At 69.8% G+C, this 19,838-nt stretch carries 18 protein-coding genes; 9 read left to right on the top strand and 9 right to left on the bottom strand.

The annotated features are described in order from the left end of the window. Positions 1–26: 26 nt before the first annotated feature. The 4 genes from FHR72_RS01455 to FHR72_RS01440 all read left to right on the top strand — a co-directional run bounded on the left by FHR72_RS01455 (position 27) and on the right by FHR72_RS01440 (position 3,191). Positions 27–617 carry an Rv1363c family protein gene (locus FHR72_RS01455; RefSeq protein WP_183466120.1) on the top strand — a complete coding sequence of 197 codons (591 nt, stop codon included), beginning with the start codon at positions 27–29 and terminating at the stop codon, positions 615–617. Beyond that, on the top strand, positions 614–1,303 hold the full coding sequence (locus FHR72_RS01450) for a hypothetical protein (RefSeq protein WP_183466119.1): 690 nt from the start codon (positions 614–616) through the stop codon (positions 1,301–1,303). The genes FHR72_RS01455 and FHR72_RS01450 overlap by 4 nt, the downstream gene beginning before the upstream one ends. Positions 1,304–1,423: 120 nt before the next feature. Beyond that, a complete protein-coding gene (locus FHR72_RS01445; protein ID WP_183466567.1) occupies positions 1,424–2,428 on the top strand; it encodes a methylenetetrahydrofolate reductase C-terminal domain-containing protein in 1,005 nt (334 codons plus the stop codon). Continuing rightward, positions 2,421–3,191, top strand: a complete 771-nt coding sequence (locus tag FHR72_RS01440) for a class I SAM-dependent methyltransferase (RefSeq protein WP_260155715.1) — start codon at positions 2,421–2,423, stop codon at positions 3,189–3,191. Before FHR72_RS01445 ends, FHR72_RS01440 begins: the two co-directional genes overlap by 8 nt. A 13-nt stretch (positions 3,192–3,204) precedes the next feature. On the opposite strand, the gene FHR72_RS01435 is transcribed toward FHR72_RS01440, so the two are convergent. The 4 genes from FHR72_RS01435 to FHR72_RS01420 form a co-directional block, all read right to left on the bottom strand. Then, positions 3,205–4,191 carry a DUF4878 domain-containing protein gene (locus tag FHR72_RS01435; RefSeq protein WP_183466118.1) on the bottom strand — a complete coding sequence of 329 codons (987 nt, stop codon included), beginning with the start codon at positions 4,189–4,191 and terminating at the stop codon, positions 3,205–3,207. A gap of 370 nt (positions 4,192–4,561) precedes the next feature. Next, positions 4,562–5,239, bottom strand: a complete 678-nt coding sequence (locus tag FHR72_RS01430; protein WP_183466117.1) for an alpha/beta fold hydrolase — start codon at positions 5,237–5,239, stop codon at positions 4,562–4,564. 10 nt (positions 5,240–5,249) lie between these two features. Then, on the bottom strand, positions 5,250–5,765 hold the full coding sequence (locus tag FHR72_RS01425; protein ID WP_183466116.1) for an XRE family transcriptional regulator: 516 nt from the start codon (positions 5,763–5,765) through the stop codon (positions 5,250–5,252). Further along, the gene (locus tag FHR72_RS01420) at positions 5,762–8,701 is read right to left on the bottom strand and encodes an MMPL family transporter (protein WP_183466115.1); all 2,940 of its coding nucleotides are present in this window, start codon (positions 8,699–8,701) and stop codon (positions 5,762–5,764) included. The genes FHR72_RS01425 and FHR72_RS01420 overlap by 4 nt, the downstream gene beginning before the upstream one ends. Before the next feature lie 280 nt (positions 8,702–8,981). On the opposite strand from FHR72_RS01420, the gene FHR72_RS01415 reads away from it, so the two are divergent. The 4 genes from FHR72_RS01415 (at position 8,982) to FHR72_RS01400 (ending at position 12,060) form a co-directional block, all read left to right on the top strand. Continuing rightward, entirely contained in the window at positions 8,982–9,434 is a 453-nt protein-coding gene (locus FHR72_RS01415; RefSeq protein WP_183466114.1) for a hemophore, read from the top strand. A gap of 137 nt (positions 9,435–9,571) precedes the next feature. Further along, positions 9,572–9,967 carry a heme-binding protein gene (locus FHR72_RS01410; protein ID WP_183466113.1) on the top strand — a complete coding sequence of 132 codons (396 nt, stop codon included), beginning with the start codon at positions 9,572–9,574 and terminating at the stop codon, positions 9,965–9,967. Positions 9,968–10,054: 87 nt separating this feature from the next. Next, entirely contained in the window at positions 10,055–10,723 is a 669-nt protein-coding gene (locus FHR72_RS01405) for a response regulator transcription factor (protein ID WP_183466112.1), read from the top strand. Continuing rightward, positions 10,720–12,060 carry a HAMP domain-containing sensor histidine kinase gene (locus tag FHR72_RS01400; RefSeq protein ID WP_183466565.1) on the top strand — a complete coding sequence of 447 codons (1,341 nt, stop codon included), beginning with the start codon at positions 10,720–10,722 and terminating at the stop codon, positions 12,058–12,060. The genes FHR72_RS01405 and FHR72_RS01400 overlap by 4 nt, the downstream gene beginning before the upstream one ends. On the opposite strand, the gene FHR72_RS01395 is transcribed toward FHR72_RS01400, so the two are convergent. Together FHR72_RS01395 and FHR72_RS01390 are read right to left on the bottom strand one after the other, a co-directional pair. Continuing rightward, a complete protein-coding gene (locus FHR72_RS01395) occupies positions 12,055–12,435 on the bottom strand; it encodes a DUF3054 domain-containing protein (RefSeq protein WP_183466111.1) in 381 nt (126 codons plus the stop codon). The two genes, FHR72_RS01400 and FHR72_RS01395, sit on opposite strands and share 6 nt — an antisense overlap. 9 nt (positions 12,436–12,444) lie before the next feature. Next, complete coding sequence (locus tag FHR72_RS01390) at positions 12,445–13,563, bottom strand: lysylphosphatidylglycerol synthase transmembrane domain-containing protein (RefSeq protein ID WP_183466110.1); 1,119 nt, start codon at positions 13,561–13,563, stop codon at positions 12,445–12,447. 77 nt (positions 13,564–13,640) lie between these two features. On the opposite strand from FHR72_RS01390, the gene FHR72_RS01385 reads away from it, so the two are divergent. After that, the gene (locus tag FHR72_RS01385; protein ID WP_183466109.1) at positions 13,641–14,783 is read left to right on the top strand and encodes an AI-2E family transporter; all 1,143 of its coding nucleotides are present in this window, start codon (positions 13,641–13,643) and stop codon (positions 14,781–14,783) included. Between the two features lie 10 nt (positions 14,784–14,793). On the opposite strand, the gene FHR72_RS01380 is transcribed toward FHR72_RS01385, so the two are convergent. The 3 genes from FHR72_RS01380 to trmB form a co-directional block, all read right to left on the bottom strand. Continuing rightward, positions 14,794–18,087: an MMPL family transporter gene (locus tag FHR72_RS01380; RefSeq protein ID WP_183466108.1), complete on the bottom strand. Its 3,294-nt coding sequence runs from the start codon at positions 18,085–18,087 to the stop codon at positions 14,794–14,796. Between the two features lie 63 nt (positions 18,088–18,150). Continuing rightward, positions 18,151–18,849 (bottom strand): NYN domain-containing protein, encoded by a 699-nt coding sequence (locus FHR72_RS01375; RefSeq protein WP_183466107.1) that lies wholly within the window; start codon positions 18,847–18,849, stop codon positions 18,151–18,153. Continuing rightward, entirely contained in the window at positions 18,846–19,697 is an 852-nt protein-coding gene (trmB, locus tag FHR72_RS01370) for a tRNA (guanosine(46)-N7)-methyltransferase TrmB (protein WP_183466106.1), read from the bottom strand. The genes FHR72_RS01375 and trmB overlap by 4 nt, the downstream gene beginning before the upstream one ends. Between the last annotated feature and the right edge of the window lie 141 nt (positions 19,698–19,838).

The raw sequence follows: 19,838 nt of genomic DNA, 5'->3' as shown, positions 1-19,838 counted from the left end.
AGAAATGTCCCGGTACCCTCACGCGCATGCCCGACGACGAGCACGTCCCCGAGCCGCAACCGCAGCGTGGCGGTGTGTTCAGCACCTACGGCATCGCCTCGGCGATCCTGGGTGTGGTGGCCGTCGTCGCCGTGGTGCTGGCCGCGCTCGTCTGGTCGGGCCACCGCAGCGAGACCGATGAGCTCCGCTACCGCACCCAGGTGCTGCAGGCCGCGGCCGACTGGACGGGGGTGCTGATCAACATGAACGCCGACAGTGTCGAAACCGACATGAGCAGGCTGCACGAAGGCACCGTCGGGCAGCTCAACGCCGACTTCGAGTCCAGCGTGGAGCCGTACCGCCGGCTCGTGCAGACGCTCAAGGCCCGCACGCAGGGGCAGATCGATTCGGTGGCCATCGAGACCATCCACCACGACGCGCCCGACGCCCAGCCGGCCCCGGCCGCCGCCGATCTGTCCGGGTTCGCCTCGCGCACCGACACCGTGCTGGTGGTGGCGACCTCGGTCAGCGAGAACGCGGGCACCGAGAAGCCGCAGACGGTCCGGTGGACGCTGCGCCTCGACGTCACCGACGTCGACGGGAAGCTGCTCATCTCGCGTCTGGAGCCGATCCGATGAGGAACCGGTTGCGCGTTCTCGCCTTCGACCTGCTCGCACCCCTCGTCGCGGTGGCGGCGCTGGTGTACATCGGGCTCGCCCTGGGCTGGCCGCTGTGGTGGGTGTCGGTGTGTTCAGTGCTCTGCGTGCTGGTGGTCGAAGGCGTCGTGGTGAACTTCGCGCTCGCACGCCGGGACTCGGTCACCGTCGGTACCGACGACGAGGGGCCGGGGCTGCGGCTGGCGGTGGTGGCCACGGCGACGGCGGCTCTGATCGCGGCGGTCGTGGTGGGCTACACGCAGTGGACCCTGCCGGACCGCGAACTGCGCGACGACAGCGCCGAGGTGACCGGTATCGCCAGCAGTGTCGCCGAGGCGTCGGCGACGTTCACCCCGCAGAACCCGACCGCGTCGATCGACCGGGCGGTGGGCATGATGTCGGCCGAGAGCGCCGAGCGGTTCAAGAACGAGTTCGCCGCGGTGGCCAAGGATCTCGGCAGCCGTAACGTCTCCGCGCAGGCGAGCACCGTGTCGGCGGGTCTGGAGGCCATCGGCCCCGATGCCGCCAGCGTGGCGGTGATCCTGCGTGGCACGCAGTCCAGCCCGGGCGCACAGCCCGACACCGCCGTGCTGGCGCTGCGGGTGGCCCTGTCCAAGGTGGACGGGCGCTGGGTCGTCCAGGACGTGTCCCCGATCCACGCCCGCTGACGGCCGAGGGTCTCACCGCCCCGAACCAACTGCCAGGACTAACTCCGGCCGTTTCGGGAAACCCCCGTGGCCAGAGGAGGAGGGTCGTCGACGGCCCCGTCGAGGTAGGGGCTGATGGCGATGAGCGTGGGCGAGGAACTCCTCGCGGTCCAGGACTGCCCGAAGCGGATGCACAACGGCCCCTGCGGCGGGGTCCGACCCGACGGGCAATGCGAAATGCGCACCGGGCCGTGCGCCTTCCCGTCCGTTGTGGAGTGGAGCGGCGCCGTCGCCGAGCCCCGCGCAGTGTCGGCGCCCCTGATCCTCACCGACTTCAGCTGCGCCCCGTTCGACCCCGCGGACCTAGCCGCGACCGCGACCGCCCTGTCCGCGTCGTGTGACGCCGTGCTGGTCGGTGAGCATCAGAATCGGCCCGACTTCCCGCCCGCCCTGATGGCGCCGATGCTGCTCGACGGCGGCGTCGTCCCGTGGATCACCCTGTCCTGCCGCGACCGCAACCGCGTAGTGCTCGAACAGGAGCTGCGCGGGCTTCAGCACCTCGGCGTGCAGACGGTGCTGTGCGTGACCGGCGACGGGCGTGCCTACGACGTCCGCCCCGACGTCACGCAGACCTTCGACCTGGACGGCCCGCGGTTGGCGTCGTTCGCCTCCTCGCTGGGGGTCACGGCCGCGGTGCCCGAGACACCCACCGCCCCGCCGGTCACCGAGCGGCCCCGCCGACTGGTCGAGAAGCAGCGGGCCGGGGCCGGAATCGCTGTCCTGAACCATGTTTCGACCCCCGGCCTGGTGGCCGACTTCATGGCCGCCGCGATCGGGGCGGGGCTGTCGATCCCGGTGCTCGCCGCCGTCGCAGTGCTGACCGACGAGGTGTCGGCGGCCGTGCTGCAGGGACTGCCCGGTCTCGCGCTCGACACCGCCGTCGTCGAGTCGATCCTGTCGGCGCCGGATCCACGGGAGGCGGGCATCGCCGCGGCGGTCGCCGAGGCGCGGGCCCTGCTCGCCATCGACGGCGTGGCCGGGGTCAACATCTCCGGGCTCGCCTCGGGTTCCGGCACCCGCGTCGGAGCACAGATCAAAGCCGAAGTGGGACAACGAATCCGCGAAGAGGTAGGGATGAATGACTGACGCCGGCGAGGCCATGTCCGCCGAGTTCGACACCGTCGCCGAATGGACCGCGGAGGTGGCGCGCGACCTGGGCCCGGACTTCTACATTCCGGCCGGGTGCCGGGGCAGTGGCAACCCGGCGGCGCTGGACTGGATGCTCCACGAGCTCGACCTGCAGGCCGGCGAGACCCTCCTCGACTGCGGCGCGGGGGTCGGTGGGCCTGCGGCGTACGCCGCGCGCGCCCGTGACGTCCTGCCGGTGCTCGCCGAACCCGAACTCGGTGCCTGCCGCGCCGCGCGCTCGCTGTTCGGCCGCCCCGTGGTCTCGGCCTCGGCGGCGCAACTGCCGTTCGCCGACGAATCCTTCGACACCGCATGGTGTCTCGGCGTGCTGTGCACCATGCCCGATCAACGCGAACTGCTTACCGAACTGCGAAGGGTGGTGCGGCCCCCCGGCCGCATCGGGATGCTGGTGTTCATCGCCGATCCCACACTCTCGCCCGACGAGCAACCCGACGGCAACCACTTCCCGACCGAGGAGTCGCTGGGGCGGCTGCTCGATCAGGCGGGGCTGCGGATCGACGACCGCCTGTGCACCGCAGACCTTCCCGCCATCCCCGACGCATGGGAGAACGCGGTGAACACGGTCGAGGACGCGCTGCGTGAACGCCATGGACACGAACGGGCATGGCAACTGTCCGAGGAACAGTCCGGTCAGATGGGCCGGTTGCTCGGCGACGGACCGGTGACCGGGCACGTGCTGAGCCTGCGCCGCAGCGGATAGCGCTGCTTGAGCGCTACCCGAAGTCGATGACCAACGGTGTTCTGGTCAGGTCGGCATCGGCGTACAGGTAGTTGGTGACCGTTCCGGTCTGCGGACCCCGCCGGGTCTGGAAGTCGACCGGGATCTCGACGTCGCCGTTGAGGCTGACTTCGAGGCGGTACGGGTCGAGGTTGCCGATCTTCACGGCGTCGAGATCGGCACGGCCCCAGCGCACGCTGCCTTCCAGGGCGTCGCCCGAGCGCAACGTGGCCGGGCACCCCGGCGGCGACATCAGCGAGGACTTCTCACATGCCGCATAGGCATCCTTGAGTGCCGTGTTGATGGCGCTCTTGCCTTCGGCGTTGAGCTCGAATGTCGGCTGCAGATACCCACTTCCGAGGTACAGCTTGTCCAGCAGCACCGGCTCGCTGGTGACGTCGAGGTACTTGTTGGAGCTGCCGATCTCGAGATAGCCGGGGAACACGTAGATGGCGTTCTGCTCGATCGGTTGGTCGAACACCGTCAGCGTCTTGGTCGCGTCGTCGTCACCGCCCACACTGTTGGGCGGGTCGATCTTCACCGTGGCGGTCTCGAGCTTCCACTCCTCCTCGACCTTGCTCAGGCGAAGTTGTGTGTCGGAGACCGCGTCGCCGAAGTTCGCCGCGACCTGCACCGTGGCCATCCCGATGTTCTCCAGCGCCTCGTCGTTGCTGAGGATCCGGATGTTCGTGATCGGCGCTTCTTCGATCTGCTTCTTCAGGATGTCGGAGGTCAGCAGTTCGGTGCTGGCCGGTTGGGTCTTGCCGAACGACAGCGCTTTCTCGGCGTCGCCGGCGGCCAGGGCGTCGAGGTAGGCCTGGACGGTCTCGCTGGGCGAGAGTCCACCGCCGGAACCGCCGCCGAGCCGGGTGACCGCGAACGTGGCGCCTGCGGCCAGGATGATCACCGCCAGCACGGCACCGCCGATGATCAGCGGGGTGCGCCGCTTCTTCTGCTGGGCAGGGGCGGGGTACTGCGGCATCCCCGGATAGGGCTGCTGCGGGTACTGCGGAGGCTGACCGGGCCACGGCGGCTGTTGCGGCGGCGGCGGGGGGGGCTGTTGCGGTGGCGGGGGCGTGCCCCACGACGGCGCCTCCTGGGGGCGCTGCGGAGGGCTCGGTGGGGGCGGCGGGCCGCCCCAGCTTGGTCCTGTGGGTTGCTGCCGGGGGACGACGGTCGTCGGGCCGTCCGGATCCACCTGCGGTGGATTGTTCGGCGTGCCTCGGGGCGGATCGGTTCCGTCCCACTCTCCCGGCCGCTGCGTCACTCGGTGTACCTCCCCTGGCCCCCGCTCTGGGTGTCCGTCCCATCCTAGGGTTCGGCGAGGGGGGCGCTTTCCGGTATTCCGGCCGCTACGGTGCGGCGAGCAGTGCGGCGGCCACGGCGTCGGGACGGCTGAGTGCGGCGAGGTGCCCGCCGGGGATGACCTCGATGTCGAGACCGAGGCGTTCGCGGACCACACGGCGCTGGAACTCCAGCGGGAACAGCCGGTCGTCGCGGCCCGCGAGCACGCGGGTCGGCACATCGGGCCAGTACGGCAGCGGCCACGGTTCGGCGAAGGGCGCCTCGGACTGCTCGGGTTCGGGTCTGCGTAGTGCCTCGTCGCGCACGTCGGCGGGGACGTCGTGGAAGAAGTCCTCGACGAAGTCGAATTCCGTTCTGCCGAGCCCGATCTCACGGAAGTGGGCTACCTGGGCCTGTTCCTGACCGGTGTTCGACCACCAGTTGCCGGGCGACTCGCCAGGAGCCGGGACCATCGGGTTGAGCAGGATCAGCGAGGCCGTCGGCAGGCGCTCGGCGACGATCGGCGCGGTCAGCGCACCCATCGACTGACCGACGATCGTCAACGGGCCGTCGGTGTCCATCGCCGCGACCGACGCGATGTCGGCGTAGGTCAGCAGGTCGGCGTCCTCGTCGTCGGCGGGCAGGTCCACCGCGACGGCCTCCACGCCGGCCTGCTCCAGCAGCGGGACGACACGGTGCCAGTACCAGGCGCTGCCGCCCGCCCCCGGGATCAGCAGGTGAGCCACCGGTCCGCCGTCAGTCGGTGGCGCGTTGGGAACGCATCTTGGCGAACCGGTCGGACAAGCGGCCCATGCGGATCATCAGGGAGGCCGCGGGACTCGTGGTGCCGCGCAAGTACGCGGCGAAATCCTCGGCGGGTACGCCGATGCGCGAGGCGAATTCCTGCTCGCCCAGCCCGGAGCGCTCCAGCAGCAGGTGCACGTGACGGGCCACCTCGGCGCACTCGTTGGCCTCGAGGTGCTCGCGGGTGCGGGTCAGCACCTCCGACATCGCCCGCGACACCCCGTAGGGGCGCGCCGTCTCCAGCACTTCCTCGACCTGGCGGGCCGTCCTGCCGAACGGGTCGCGTTTGATCGCGACGACGATGCGCTGCCAGACGCTGAGGTCGTCGTTCTCCAGCGCGGCCCGGATCGCCGCGGTCGGCCAGAACTCGACGGGGCGGTTGTCCGCAGGGGTCGACGAAGGGCGGTTCCGCGACGACGCCTCGGCGCCCTCGTGATGTGTGCCTCGTACGTTCGAGGTCACCGTCACCTCGTCTCCTCCAGCATGGCCACCGCCACCGAAAGGCAGCGCTGCCTGACCTTCGCCCATTCCGCTTCTCCGTCGGCACCGGCCGCCGCGATGTCCGGTCCGTCGGACGGCGCAGGATCGGCCAGCTTGCGCACCAGCTGCGTGGCCACCCAGTGCTGATTGTGGGCGGTCGCCCGCTGCGCGCGTGCCGGTGGACCAGAGTAGTACCGATCCATGCCCGCCAGCACTTCAGCCGCGGTGTTCGAGTCCATCGAATCCACGAGTTCGGCGAACTCGGTGTAGTCGCGGGCGGTGTTGCGTTCGACGATCAGGTAGCTCTTCAGCCGCAGCGTCTCGGCCCCGGTCGGGATCTGCAGGCGGTCGCCGGTGGGCAGCAGAACGTTGGTGGTCTCCATCGGGCTGGTGCGCTCGATACGGGGGTAGGCGTCGTCGGGTCCGGCGCGCTCGACGGCCAGCGCGTCGAGGGCCACGTCCAGCCTGCCGCGCCACATGGTGACCGGGTGCTTGGGCAGCTTCACCGCGACCGTCTTGCCGTGGGCGCGGTTGCTGACCGCGGCGGTGATCCGCTCGTCGCGCCCGACCCGGGTGCCCGTCATCTTCCCGCACGGCTGGCAACCGCTGAAGGCCAGTGGGTCGGCAACGGTGATCGCCTGCGGGGCAAGCGTTTTCAGCTTCGCGGCGGATTTCACCACGGTGCGCAGGTCAGAGCCGGACGGGGCGAGCGCCGAGATGTCGTCGGGGATGATGACCAGGTCGCCGATGTCGGCCTTGGGTAGTGGCTTCTCGAAGTCGACCGACGGCAGGACGCGGTCCAGCCAGCGTGGCAGCCACCAGTTCCACTCGTCGAACATCGCCATCAGAGCGGGCACCAGCACCAGCCGGACCACCGTCGCGTCGACCGCGATGGCCACCGCGCACGCGACGCCGAGCTGGGCCACCAGCGGCATGCCCGCGAACGCGAACCCGATGAAGACCGCGATCATGATGAGCGCTGCGCTGGTGATGGTCCGTGCGCTGGTGGACACCCCGTAGGCGACGGCGTCGCGGGTGTTGCCCGTCTGCAGGAAGCGTTCCCGGATCCGGGTGAGCAGGAAGATCTCGTAGTCCATCGACAACCCGAAGGTCAGGGCCAGCACCAGCGGCGGGATCGTGCTGTCCAGCGACGAGATCTTCTCGAACCCGAGATCCTCCAGCCAGCCCCACTGGAACACCACCACCAGCGACCCGTAGGCCGCGGCCACCGAGAGCACCGTCATCACGACGCCCTTGAACGCCAGGAACACCGAGCGGATCGAGACCAGCAGCATCACGAACGCGATCAGCGCCACGAACAGGAACACCAGCGGCTGGGTCTCGGCGACCCGGTCGTCGAAGTCCTTGATCAGCGCCGTCGGGCCGCCGACGTCGATGGTGGCGGCGTCGCCGGCCACGGGGGGCAACTCGGCGCGCATCCAGTCGACGGTGTCGCGGGCGCCCATGTCCTCGGGGTCGACCGACAGCACAGCCGACAGCAGCGCGCTGCGGTAGTCGGTGCCGAAGACCGGCGGCGACACCGACACCGTGTTGGGCGCCTCGGACATCTTCTGGCGCAGGGCCGCCAGCAGCGGCTCCTTGGCCGGCGCGGACGCGGCGCTGCCGTCGGGGAACGTCACCAGGACGCGCACCGGGCCGAGCGCGCCGGGGCCCAGTGCCTCGGCCGCGGCGTTCACCCCGCCGCGGATCTCATGGGTGGCGTCGAACTGCCGCTGCATGCTGTTGCCGAGCATCATCGAGAAGGCCGGGGCGGCGAACGCCAGCAGCAGCGCGGCGGCCGCGGTCGCCGACAGCCACGGCCTGCGCATGACCCAGCCGGTCCACCGGGTCCAGAACTTCGACTGGGTGGCCTCCACCCCGCGGCCCCAATGCAGGTACGACGAGCGCTTGGCCGCGCGCCGGCCGAACGTCGCCAGGACGGCGGGCGTCAGCGTGGTCGAGGTCAGCACCGCCACGGCGACCGCGAGGATCGCGCCGGTCGCCATCGACTGCAGCACCGGGGTGTTGATCAGGTAGATGCCGGTGACCGACGCGATGACCGTCAGGCCGGACAGCACGACGGCCAGACCTGACGTCGCCATCGCCGCGTCGGCGGCGTCCTCGGGTTCTCGCCCGGCGCGCAACTCCTCGCGGAACCGCATCAGGATGAACAGGGAGTAGTCGATGGCCACAGCGATGCCGAACATCGACACCGTCGAGGTGACGAACACCGACATCGTCATCGACATCGACAGCACGAAGACGACGCCCATCGTGACCACGACCGTGCACACGCCCAGCAGTAGCGGCATCGCCGCGGCGGCCAGGGATCCGAACACCGCGAGCAGGATGATCAGGACGATCGGGAAGTTCCACTTCTCGGCCTGGGCGATGTCGTGCTTGGTGGCCTCGGTGGCGGCGGCGCCGAGCGCGCCCTGGCCGATGACGTAGAGCCGGACTTTGCCGTCGGCCGTCTCGCCGGGCTCCTCGCCGTCCACGCCGACCTTCTCGCGCAGCTGTTTGGCGATGTCCACGGCGCCGGTGTTCTCGAAGCCGAGCTGCAGCGTGATGACATACGGGCGGTCGGGTTGCGGCGGGGGCTGCTGCGGGGTGGGGACGACGGTGATGCTGGGCACCTCGGCCGCGAGGCTCTCCAGTTGGGCGACAGCATTGTTCATGTCCTCGAAGGACGCGTCCGGACGCGGCGCGGCGACCAGCGCCAGGGGAGAGGCACCCTGGTCGGGGAACTGCGCTTCGAGCTGGCGCTGCACATGAAGCGATTGCGAGCCGGCGACCTCGAAGCCGCCGCCGGTGAGGTTGCCGGCCTGGTTCATGGCCAAGTACACCGACGGCACCAGGAGCAGCAGCCACAGCGCGAAGACCGCCCAGCGGAACCTGCGCAGGTTGCTGCTCACGCGCATCATGAACTGCTGGATCGGAACTCCCCACTTTCTCCCCGGCTGTCCGTAGCCGAAGCGTACAGCAGCGATCTGTGCGGTGACCGCCCTCGTAAGGGCTGCCAGAAATGCCTCATGCAGCTCTAATGCAGGTCTGAGGCGGCTCCGGATTCGTCAGCCGCGGCGAAGCGATGGCAGTATGTGGTCGAGTGGTACAGGCGTCGGGGACCCTGCTGAGCGACACTGCCAATGATCGCAGCGAGTTTGCGAAACGCGTGTGTCGTTAGCGAACTGTTAGGAGTTCGTCATGAATCCATCCTGGGATTTCACCTCGTTCGTGACCCGGCCGGCGATGGCCGTCGCGTTCGCCGCCGTCACGAGCGCGCTGACGTTGGCCGGCACGCCGACGCCCGTGGCGTCCGCCGCGCCCGGGACGTGCGCGGCCAGCGAGGTCGCGCGGACCGTCGCCGAGGTCGCGACCTACACCGGCAACTACCTGGAGGCGAATCCGAAGACCGACCAGGCGATCACCGCCGCCACCCAGCAGCAGAGCGGGCCGGAGTCTGTCGCGGCCCTCAAGGCATACTTCGACGCGAACCCCCAGGTCGCCTCGGATCTGCAGCGACTGCAGCGCCCCCTGGTCACGTTGTCGGCCACCTGCAATCTGCCGATCACGCTGCCGCAGGTGCTGGGGCTGATGCAGGCCGCGCAGCAGGGGCCCGCGCAGCCGGCGGCGCAGAACGTCGGGGCCGCGCGCTAGCTCGCGCCCGGGACTTTCTCACGATTGATTAACTGCTAGGCAAGAAACTGGACAGCGGTTCTGCTTAGCTTTCTAGGATGGTCCTGACCGGCGGCCGAAACGAGCCCGGTCTGTCTATGTGTGGAGAAGGAGCCTTCATGTTGAACTCGGCCCCCATGGTGCGTCGTGCGGTTGCGGGCGCGCTGGGCGCGGGTGCGGTCACCGGCGCTGCGCTCTTCGGCGTCCTCGGAGCCCCCGCCGCGTCGGCTCAGCCTGCCCCTCCGCCCCCGAACTGCAGCGCGGCCGATTTCGCCGGCGTCGCCTCCGGTGTCTCGGCGTCCACCTCCGCCTACCTGTTCACCCACCCCGAGGTGAACGCGTTCTTCAGCAGCCTGCACGGGATGCCGCGCGAGCAGCTGACCGCCGAGGTGGCCGAGTACCTGGCCGCCCACCCGCAGATCGAGGCCGAGCTCAAGGGTGTGCGTCAGCCGCTGGCCGACATCAAGCAGCGCTGCGGATTCACGCCTGCAGATCCGGACGGACCCAACTTCTAAGCAACGACGGTGCGGGACAGAGTAGACACTCCGCCCGCTCGTGGAGGGGAGCCGTCCGGGCAGGACGGCGCGGGTCGGACGGTTCTGATGGTCGACGACGACCCCGATGTCCGGACGTCGGTGGCCCGGGGTCTGCGGCATTCGGGGTTCGACGTCCGGGTTGCGGCGACGGGCCGCGAAGCGCTACGGCTGTTGTCGAGCGAATCGCACGACGCCCTGGTGCTCGACGTGCAGATGCCCGAACTCGACGGGGTCGCGGTGGTCACCGCGCTGCGTGCGCTGGGCAACGACATCCCGATCTGCGTGCTGTCGGCCCGCGATACCGTCAACGACCGCATCGCCGGGCTCGAGGCGGGCGCCGACGACTATCTGACCAAGCCCTTCGATCTGGGCGAGCTCGTCGCTCGGCTGCACGCACTGCTGCGGCGGGCCCATCACTCCGATCCGACCTCGGACACGATGACCGTCGGATCGCTGACGATTGACACCGCCCGGCGGCTGGTCTTCGTCGCCGGTGAACGCGTGGAGCTGACCAAGCGAGAGTTCGATCTGCTGGCCGCGCTCGCGGAGAACGCCGGTGTGGTGCTGAGCCGTCAGCGCCTGCTCGAGTTGGTCTGGGGCTACGACTTCGACGTCGACACCAACGTCGCCGACGTGTTCGTCTCGTATCTGCGGCGCAAACTGGAACGCGACGGGCTGCCGCGGGTGATCCACACCGTCCGCGGGATCGGCTACGTCCTGCGGGAAGAGCCCTGAAGCTCCCACGCTTTCTCCGGTCGGCTTCCCTGCGCACCAGGGTGGCCATCGCGGCGGCCGCCGCGGCCGCTGCCGTCGTCGCCGCCTTCACGATCCTGACCTCGCTGGTGCTCGCGAACAACGATGAGGCACAGCTGGATCGGCGTCTCGACGCGATCGTCGACGCCAGCGTGTTCCCCGACCAGCTGACCGATCCGCGGCGTGGGGTGCTGCAGACGGGCCGCTCCCGCTCGTCAGGGCAGGTCGTGTTCCAGCGAGGGTTCCAGTTGCCTCCGCTGCCGCCGGGCACCGAAACGGTGATGGTCAACGGCGTCGAGTACCGGGTGCGCACCCTGCCGGTCGACGAACGGGGCGGAGTCCTGATGTCGATCGGCATCCGCGCCGACAGCATTCTGCTGAGCCGGGCCCGGATCCCGTTCTACATCGGGGTCGGGGTGGTGACCGTGCTGCTGGCCGGCGTGATGGGTTGGCTGCTGGCGGGCCCGGCCATCCGGCCGCTGCGCAAGCTGACCGAGCACACCAAGCAGCTCGGCGACGGCGCCGAACAGATGCCCGCGGTGCACGGGGTGCGCGAGGCCGAGGACCTGTCGGAGGCGATGAGCGCGATGCTGGACCGGCTGGCCGCCGCACAGCGTGCCACCACCAACTCGTTGCAGGCCGCGCAGGACTTCGCGGCCAACGCCGCACACGAGCTCCGCACCCCGCTGACCGCGATGCGCGCCGACCTCGACACGCTGCGCATCCACAACCTGCCCGAGGACGAACGCGCCGAGGTCGTGGCCGACCTGTCGCGCGCCCAACGTCGGGTGGAGGGCATCATCACCGCGCTCGGCCAGCTGGCGTCGGGGCAACTCGCGCAGGTCGAGGACCGTGAGGTGATCGACGTCGCCGACATGCTCGACCGGGTGGCCCGCGAGAACATGCGCGTCAGCCGCGACGTGCAGATCGACATCGACGCCGCCGACGACCTGGACGCCGTCCTCGGCTGGCCCAGCGGCCTCCGGCTCGCCGTAGACAATCTGGTGCGCAACGCGATCACGCACGGGTCCGCGACGCGCATCGCCCTGGCGGCGCACCGCAACGGGGACGGCCTCACGATCGTCGTCGACGACAACGGGCGCGGTCTGCCGGCCGAGGAACACCAGACGGTGCTGGGCCGGTTCTCGCGCGGCAGCAACGCCGCGCCGGGCGGATCAGGTCTCGGGCTGGCGCTGGTGGCGCAGCAGGCCGCGCTGCACGGCGGCGCGATCGCCCTCAGCGACAGCCCGCTCGGCGGCCTTCGGGCCACCCTGACGGTGTCCACGTCGCCTGAGCGGCAACATGATTCGGAGTCATGAGCGCCGCGACAGCGCCACCGCGATGCCGCGCCAGCCGAGCAGCAGGACCGCGGTGGTCAACGACGCCACGACGATGAAGCTCGTCGCGGTGCCCTGACCGGTGAGCTTGCGCAACAGCATCCCGACGACCACCGTCGCGATCCACACCACCAGGCCGGTGGGCGCCAACGAAGCAGGACGCTGCCAGCCGCGGGCCAGCAGCCAGCCCACGCCGGTTCCGGTCAGGAAGGGCCAGGCCGTCTCGAGCACGCCGCCGACGGTGAGTCCCTCGGCGTGGCTCCGGCGCCCGATCGTGCAGAACACGACCACGCAGACAAGGTCGGCGGCGAGCGCCTTAGCCGCGGCGGACCGCTGCGTGGTCGTCTCGTTCCTCACGTCGAAAGGCTAGCGCTGCGATTCGCCCGGCGGCGCCCCGGACGTGTCGGGGGTGTCCGGAGGAGCCGCGGCGGGGTCGGGGTCCAGAGCGCTCTCGGTGCGGAACATGAAGAAGAAGATCACCCAGCCGATCGCGGAGATGAAGATCCAGCTCACCAGCCGGTAGATCAGCATCGCCGAGATCGCCGAGGCCAGGGACATGCCGCTGGAGACCAGGCCGGGGACCAGCACCGCCTCCACCACCAGCAGGCCGCCGGGCATGAGCGGGATCGACCCGACGGCGCGGGCCGCCGCGTACGCGACCGTCACACCGGCCAGCGAGGGATGCCCGCCGGTGGCATAGCAGGCGAACAGCAGGCACGCGACGTCGGCGACCCAGTTGAAGAACGACCAGCTGAACGCGACGCCCAGATCGCGGCGGCCGAGCTGCACCGACTCCAGCTGGGCGAGGATCTCGCGCCACTTGGCCAGGCCCGTCTCGGTGGGCTTGCCGCGCACCGAGTTCACCCACGTCAGCACCCGGACGCCGATCCCGTCGATCAGCTCCGGTCTGGTGGCCACCGCCTGGGCGAGCAGGATCAGCGCCAGGAAACCACCGAGTGAGAAGATCAGCGACAGCGGGTTCTTGCTGGCGCCGAGCAGGAACGCCCCGCCGAGGCCGAGCAGCGCCAGACCGATCACCTGCAGCACGCCCGACATCACCAGCTGCCAGGAAGCCACCAAAGGTGTTGCGCCCCAGAGCCTTTGCTGCCGGTAGATGAAGGTCGCCGACAGTACGGGGCCACCGGGCAACGTCGTGGACAGCGCGTTGCCGGCGTAGAACGCCGCCTCGGAGCGCCACTGGTGCACCCGCACGCCCGCCGAGCGCAACAGCGTGCGCTGGATCTGGGCGAAGCTGTGCATCGAGGCCATCGCCGCCGCGGCGGCGGCCAACACCCACAGCAGGTTCGCCGACATCAGGCTCTTCCACGCCTTGGCCAGCTGGTCGCGGACAAGGGCGAGCTCGACGGTCAGCACGACCACGGCCAGGACGATGAGCACCCAGCGCAGCCACCAGTACTTACCGCGGGCCCGATCCGGGCCGGCGGTCCCGGCCTGGGTCTCGCTCGCGGAGGCGTCGGGGGACACGCCGTACAGGGTAAGCCGTGTTCACACGGAAACCGCAGATCCGGGGCCACGGCGGAGAAGGCCGTTACGCTACCGGAATGTCAGCCCGCCAGTCCTTCGACACATTCGCCGACGAATCGGTGTCTCCGATGGTGCGCAGGGCCGCCGCGTGGTCCTGGCGGTTGCTGGTCATCTTCGCCGCGGTGCTGACCGTGCTCTGGCTGATGCTGCGTCTGGAGATCCTCGTCGTTCCCGTCGCGCTGGCCACCATCATCGCCGCGTTGCTGATGCCCGTGGTCGACTTCCTGGACCGGCGCGGAGCGCCTCGCGGTGGCGCCGTCGCGCTCGTGCTGCTGACCGGTTTCGCGCTGTTCGGCGGACTGCTCGCGTTCGTGGTCACGCAGTTCGTCGAGGGCGCACCGGACCTGGTCGGACAGGTCTCGACCAGCATCGAGGGCGTCGGCAGGTGGTTGACCGACGGGCCGCTGCAGGTCAGCGATCAGCAGATCAACCAAGCCCGCGACACCGCGATCGAGGCGCTGCAGAGCAATCAGGAGAAGCTGACCAGCGGGGCGCTGTCGACGGCCGGAACGCTGACCGAGATCCTCACCGGGGCGCTGCTGGTCTTCTTCACGCTGATCTTCCTGCTGCACGGCGGCCGCAACATCTTCGGCTTCATCACCAAGATCTTCCCGTCGCACGTGCGGGGGCGGGTGCGTGACGCCGGCCGCGCGGGCTTCCGCTCGCTGATCGGCTACGTGCGGGCGACGTTCCTGGTCGCCGCGGTCGACGCGATCGGCATCGGCGTGGGCCTGGCCATCATGGGCGTGCCCCTGGCGCTGCCGCTGGCATCGCTGGTGTTCATGGGCGCGTTCGTCCCGCTGGTCGGCGCCGTCGTCACCGGTTTCGTCGCGGTGATCGTGGCGCTCATCGCTAAGGGCTGGATCTACGCGCTGATCACGTTCGGCCTGATCATCGCCGTGCAGCAGCTGGAGGGCCACGTGCTGCAGCCGCTGGTGATGGGCCGCGCCGTCGCGATCCACCCACTGGCGATCGTGCTGGTGATCGCCGGCGGCGGCGTGCTGGCCGGAATCGTCGGCGCGCTGCTGGCGGTGCCGGCTCTGGCGTTCCTCAACAGCGCGATCAGGGTGCTGACGGCCGACGATCCACAGGCCGAGGAAGAGGCCATGGAAGCCGAGGACGAGGCCCTGGTCAACGCCGAACCCGACGAGGTCGACTAGGTCCCGACGGTCAGAGCCGGCCCTCGCGCCGCAGCAGGTCTGCTGCGCTCACCCCGTGCCCGCCGCGGCGCGGCGTCTCGTCGTCCGGGCGGGTGTTGAGCTTCTCCGTCGCGGCGTCGGCATCGGTCTTGCGGGGCGTCGGGATCGCGCGCGTCGCCGCATCGTCGGCGTCGTCGTCCTGCGACTGGGCCGGCACCGCGGTGGTCGGCTCGTTGCCGGCCGCCGGATCCTGCATCGCCCGGGTGGGCTGCGCAGAAGGCTGCGGCGGGGTCGCCGGGGCACCGCTCGCCCCGCCGGTGCCACGCAGGTCGCCGAGCCACGACTCGATCTCCCGCTCCTCGCGGGGCGCGGGGGTTTCCGGACGTGAACGCTGGGTGGCGCCGCTGACCGCGTTGCGGACGGCGTTCTTCGCGATCGAGAGCCGCGTCGTCTGCGGCTCGTCGGCGGGTGCCGGCGGCGGGGGAGCCGTCGGGGGCCGAGGCGGCGCCGGGATGCGGGTCGTCGCACCCGCCTGGTCACCGCTGCGCGGCGGTGCCGGCATCCGGGACGTCGTCGCCGGGAAACGGGCCGGGGCGGGCCGTCCCGGAGCCGGGTGGGTCGGATCGTGGGGCAGGGCGCGGGCGCCTGCCATCGCCGGCGGCGGGCCGCCTGCGCCGACCAGCGCTTCGGCCGGTTCGTCGCGCTCCTCGCGGACCGCGGGCCGTTTGCGCTCGTCGGGCAGTTCGGTCTCGCCGAGGCCGAGCCGGTCCTGGATCCGCTTCATCCAGCGGGGCGCCCACCAGCAGTCGTCGCCGAGCAGCTTCATGATCGCCGGCACCAGGAACATACGGATGATCGTGGCGTCCAACAGCAGCGCGATCAGCAGACCGAACGCCAGGTACTTCATCATCACCAGGTCGGAGAACACGAACGCGCCCGCGACGACGGCCAGCACCAGCGCGGCGCCGGTGATGAGCCGGCCCGTGGTCGCGGTGCCGATGCGGATGGCCTCGGCGGTCGAGAGGCCACGCTCCCGGGCCTCCACCATGCGCGAGACCAGGAACACCTCGTAGTCGGTCGACAGACCCCAGATCACGGCGATGATCAGACCGATCATCGGGGCCATCAGCGGCTGCGGCGTGTAGTTCATCAGGCCGGCGCCGTGCCCGTCGACAAACATCCACGTCAGGATGCCCATCGTCGAACCCAGCGTCAGCGCGCTCATCAACGCCGCCTTGATGGGCAGCACGATCGAGCCGAACGCCAGGAACATCAGGATGGTCGTCGTCACGATCAGCACCAGGACCATCACGGGCAGCTTGTCGAACAGACTGTGGATGGAGTCCTGCTCGAGCGCCGGTGTGCCGCCGACGGAGATGTCGAGTCCGCGCGGAGGCTGGATGGACCGCAGCTCGTCGATCTTCTGCGACGCGTCATTGCGGTTGATCAAACCGTTCTGCAGCACGCGGATCGACGGGTCCTTCGTGCCGCCCTCCTGGACGGAACGCTCCTGCCACATCTTCGACGGGTCGTTGTCCGGATCGATGAAACCGCTGACCGTCATCGCCTTGGCGCGGACCTCGGCGAGCTGCTGTTCGGTGACCGGCTCGCCGTCCTGGCGCTCGATCACCAGCGTCAGCGGCTCGGTACGGAAACCGGGGAAGCTGCGGTCGAAGTCCTCCTGGGCCTGGCGCACGCCGTTGTCCGGGGGGAGGTACTTCTCGCTGATGCCGCCGAGGGCCAGCTGGCCCAGCGGGATGACCAGCAGGATCATCACGATCAGAATCGGGGCGGCGAACGCGATCGGCCGCTTCATCACAACGTTGACCAGGCGGCCCCAGAAGCCCTTCTCGACCTCGGCGCGCGTCTTGGTCTTCTGCGTCTTCTCGGCCAGCCATTCGACCCACCACACGATGGGTCCGCGGGCCAGGGGCACGTAGCGCGCCAGCGCCAGACCACCGGCGATCACGGCGACGAAGATCACGATGCCGAGTAGCACCCAGTACAGCCCGCCGTCCAGCGACTCTTTGTTGTCGATGATCAGGTAGGCCAGCCCGCCGAGGGTGCCGACGTAGCCGAGCGCCAGCCCGATGACGGTCAGCGGCAGACCCTGCTCACCGGAGTACCGGATCTTCTTGCGGGCGAGGTGACCGAGCGCTATGCCGACGGGCGGGACCAGCAGGCCGGTCGGGATGGAGGCGATGGCTAGCGTGTTGGTGCGGGCGCCGCTGTCGGCGGCCGGGTAGTCGGCCTGGATGAACTTGAGCAGCCAGCGCACGCCGAGTGCGTCGACGCGGGGGCCCAGGATGGCGAGCGCGGCGGGCAGCACGGTGATCGACAGGATCGCCGCGAGCATGACCGACGCGATGATCGCGTAGGTGATGGACTTCAGGAAGCCCTGCGGGAACAGCAGCAGCGGCACCGACGAGGCGACCAGGATCACGGCGGAGAACATGACCGTGCGGCCCGACGTCATCACGGTGCGGCGTACCGCCGCCTCCGTGTCGTAGCCTTCCGCGATCTCCTCGCGGAAACGGGACACCATGAACAGGCCGTAGTCGATCGCGATGCCGAGGCCCATCAGGGTCACCACCGGCTGGGCGAAGAAGTGCACCGGCATGAATTCGGCGAACAGCCGCATGATGCCCAGCGCACCGGCGATCGTCAGACCGCCGATGATGCCGGGCAGGGCCGCGGCGATGACCCCGCCGAAGACGAAGAAGAGCACCACGCAGACCAGGGGGATGGCGGCGACCTCGGCACGCTTCTGGTCCTCGCCGATGGTGCCGGTGAGCTCGCTGGCGAGCGGGTTGAGGCCGGCGAGCTGGATGTTGCCGTCGTTGACCTCGGACAGCTCGGGTTCGATGACCTGGTAGTTCTTCAGGATCTCGTCGTCGCTTTCGCCCTTGAGCGGAATGCTGATGAAGGTCTTGGAGCCGTCCTCGGTCTTCATCTGCTGCACGGTCTCGGCCGTGCTGTCGGGTGCGCGCAGCCACCCGACCCAGCTGACGATCTGGTCCTCGTGGTCGGCGACGAGGGTGTTCAGCTCGTCGGTGACTTCCTTCTGCCACTGCGGGTCGGTGACCTTCTCGCCGTCGGGCGGCGTCAGGATCGCGACTACATGGCTGGTCCGATCGCGGCCGTAGGCCTCGTCGGACGTGACGGACGCGTGGACAGACTGGCTGCCCTCGTCGTAGAACCCGCTCTGGGTGACGTGCTGTCCCAGGCTGATGCCGTAGACGCCGCCGCCCAGGCACAGTGCGACCATGACACCGATCACTATGTATCGGTACTGGTACACCGTTCGACCCCACCAGGCGAACACGTTCAGCTCCTTACGGTCATGTCGATCGGCCCGCGCACGTCGAAACCGACACTCTATTTTTTCCTAGACGCGCGAGGTCAGCAGCGACGACAGCGGCCGGAATGGCTGCAGCCAGGCGCCCTGCTCCGGTAGCGAATCAAGTCCGATCCGCGGCAACGGCTCCCGGAAGACTCCTGCGATGTCCTCCAGGTCGACGAACTCCAAGGTATCCGACGCTAACGCCCAACTGGCATGTTCGCGAAATCCGAGCACCTGGACGGCGACACCGCTTCTGGCGATGTCCTCCAGCGGTTGTTTGAACGCCTGACCGTCCGCGGAGGCGACGATCAGACCTGCCAGGCCTTCGCTGTTGCGCAGCGCGATGTGGTCCAGCATGTCGCTGTCGACGTCGCTGTCCTCGTCCACCTTGGGCTTGGCGAACACGGCGAACCCGACGTTGCGCAGGGCCTCGACCCAGGGCCGCACCACGTCGGCGCTGCCGGGGGCGATGTTGGTGAAGACGGTCGCCTCGGGTTCCAGCGCGACCGACCGTCCGGTGCCCGCGTACTCGGCGGACAGGTCGGCGGTCCGGGAGAGCAGCCAGCGGCCCAGCGCGTCGAACCGGGGCCTGTGCGCGGCGGTCGGGCGGCCACCGAGGATGGACCCGAGGCCCATGTCGAGGTTCGGGGCGTCCCACACCAGCAGTACCCGTCCGGGCTGCGGCGCGGTGTCGGTGCCGAGCTCGTCGGGGGTGACGACCTCGGGGGTGTCGGTCACGCTCATGACGTCCTCTCCCACACCAGTTCGGTCACGACGGGGCCGGCCAGGGCCTTGCGCTCGTACTTCGTGACCGGCCGCACCGTGGATATCGGGAGGCGGGGGTCGTCGGGGCTGACGCGACGCAGCCGCGGCTCGGCATCGCCGACCTCGCCGATGTGCTCGGCATAACCCAGGTGGTCGGTGGCGGCGTGCAGGACGCCGCCGGGGCGCAGACGGTCGGCGATCAGCGCGACGGTGTCGGGCTGCAGCAGGCGGCGCTTGTGGTGGCGCGCTTTGGGCCACGGGTCCGGGAAGAACACGCGCACCCCGGTCAGCGACGCCGGCGCCAGCATGTAGGTGAGGACGTCGACGCCGTCGCCGCGGATCAGCCGGATGTTGGTGACGGGTTGTCCGGCGTCGGGGGTCGGGGCGTGGGTGCGGTCGATCGCGCTGAGCAGTTGCGCGAGGCCCCGCCGGTAGACCTCGACGGCCACGACGTCGATGTCGGGCTCGGACTGCGCCATGGCCAGCGTCGAGGTGCCTGTCCCGCAGCCGATCTCCAGCACCAGCGGTGCGCGGCGGCCGAACCATGCCTCGGCGTCCAGTGGGCCCGCGGGCTCGTCACCGTCACGGGCCTGCACGCCCAGCTCGGGCCACAGCCTGTCCCAGGTGGCCTGCTGGCTGTCGGAGATCGTCGAGCGCCGGGCCCGGAAGCTGGTGACCCGCCGCTGGAAGTGGGGGTGAACGGGCGGCGGCCCGCTGTCGGTTGAGGCATCCGGGTCGGCTGAGGGATCCGGGTCTGCTGAGGGATCCGGCGCCAGGTCGCCGGCGACATCGGATCCCGAAATGCGCATCCGTCCATCGTCGCCCATCAAGACCGTGCTCCCTGCATCGTGTTACAGATTGATACCCAACAGTTGCCTACGCCTGGTACAGCCGGGTACCCACCTGGGGGCCGGTGAAAAGAGGTGTCACAGACCCTCGGCGACCGGTGCCACGATTTTCCTGGGGCG

Source organism: Mycolicibacterium iranicum, assembly GCF_014190915.1.
Taxonomy (GTDB): Bacteria; Actinomycetota; Actinomycetes; order Mycobacteriales; family Mycobacteriaceae; genus Mycobacterium; species Mycobacterium iranicum_B.
Note: the sequence above shows the minus strand (reverse complement) of the source record. Positions and strands in the feature narration are given on the sequence as shown.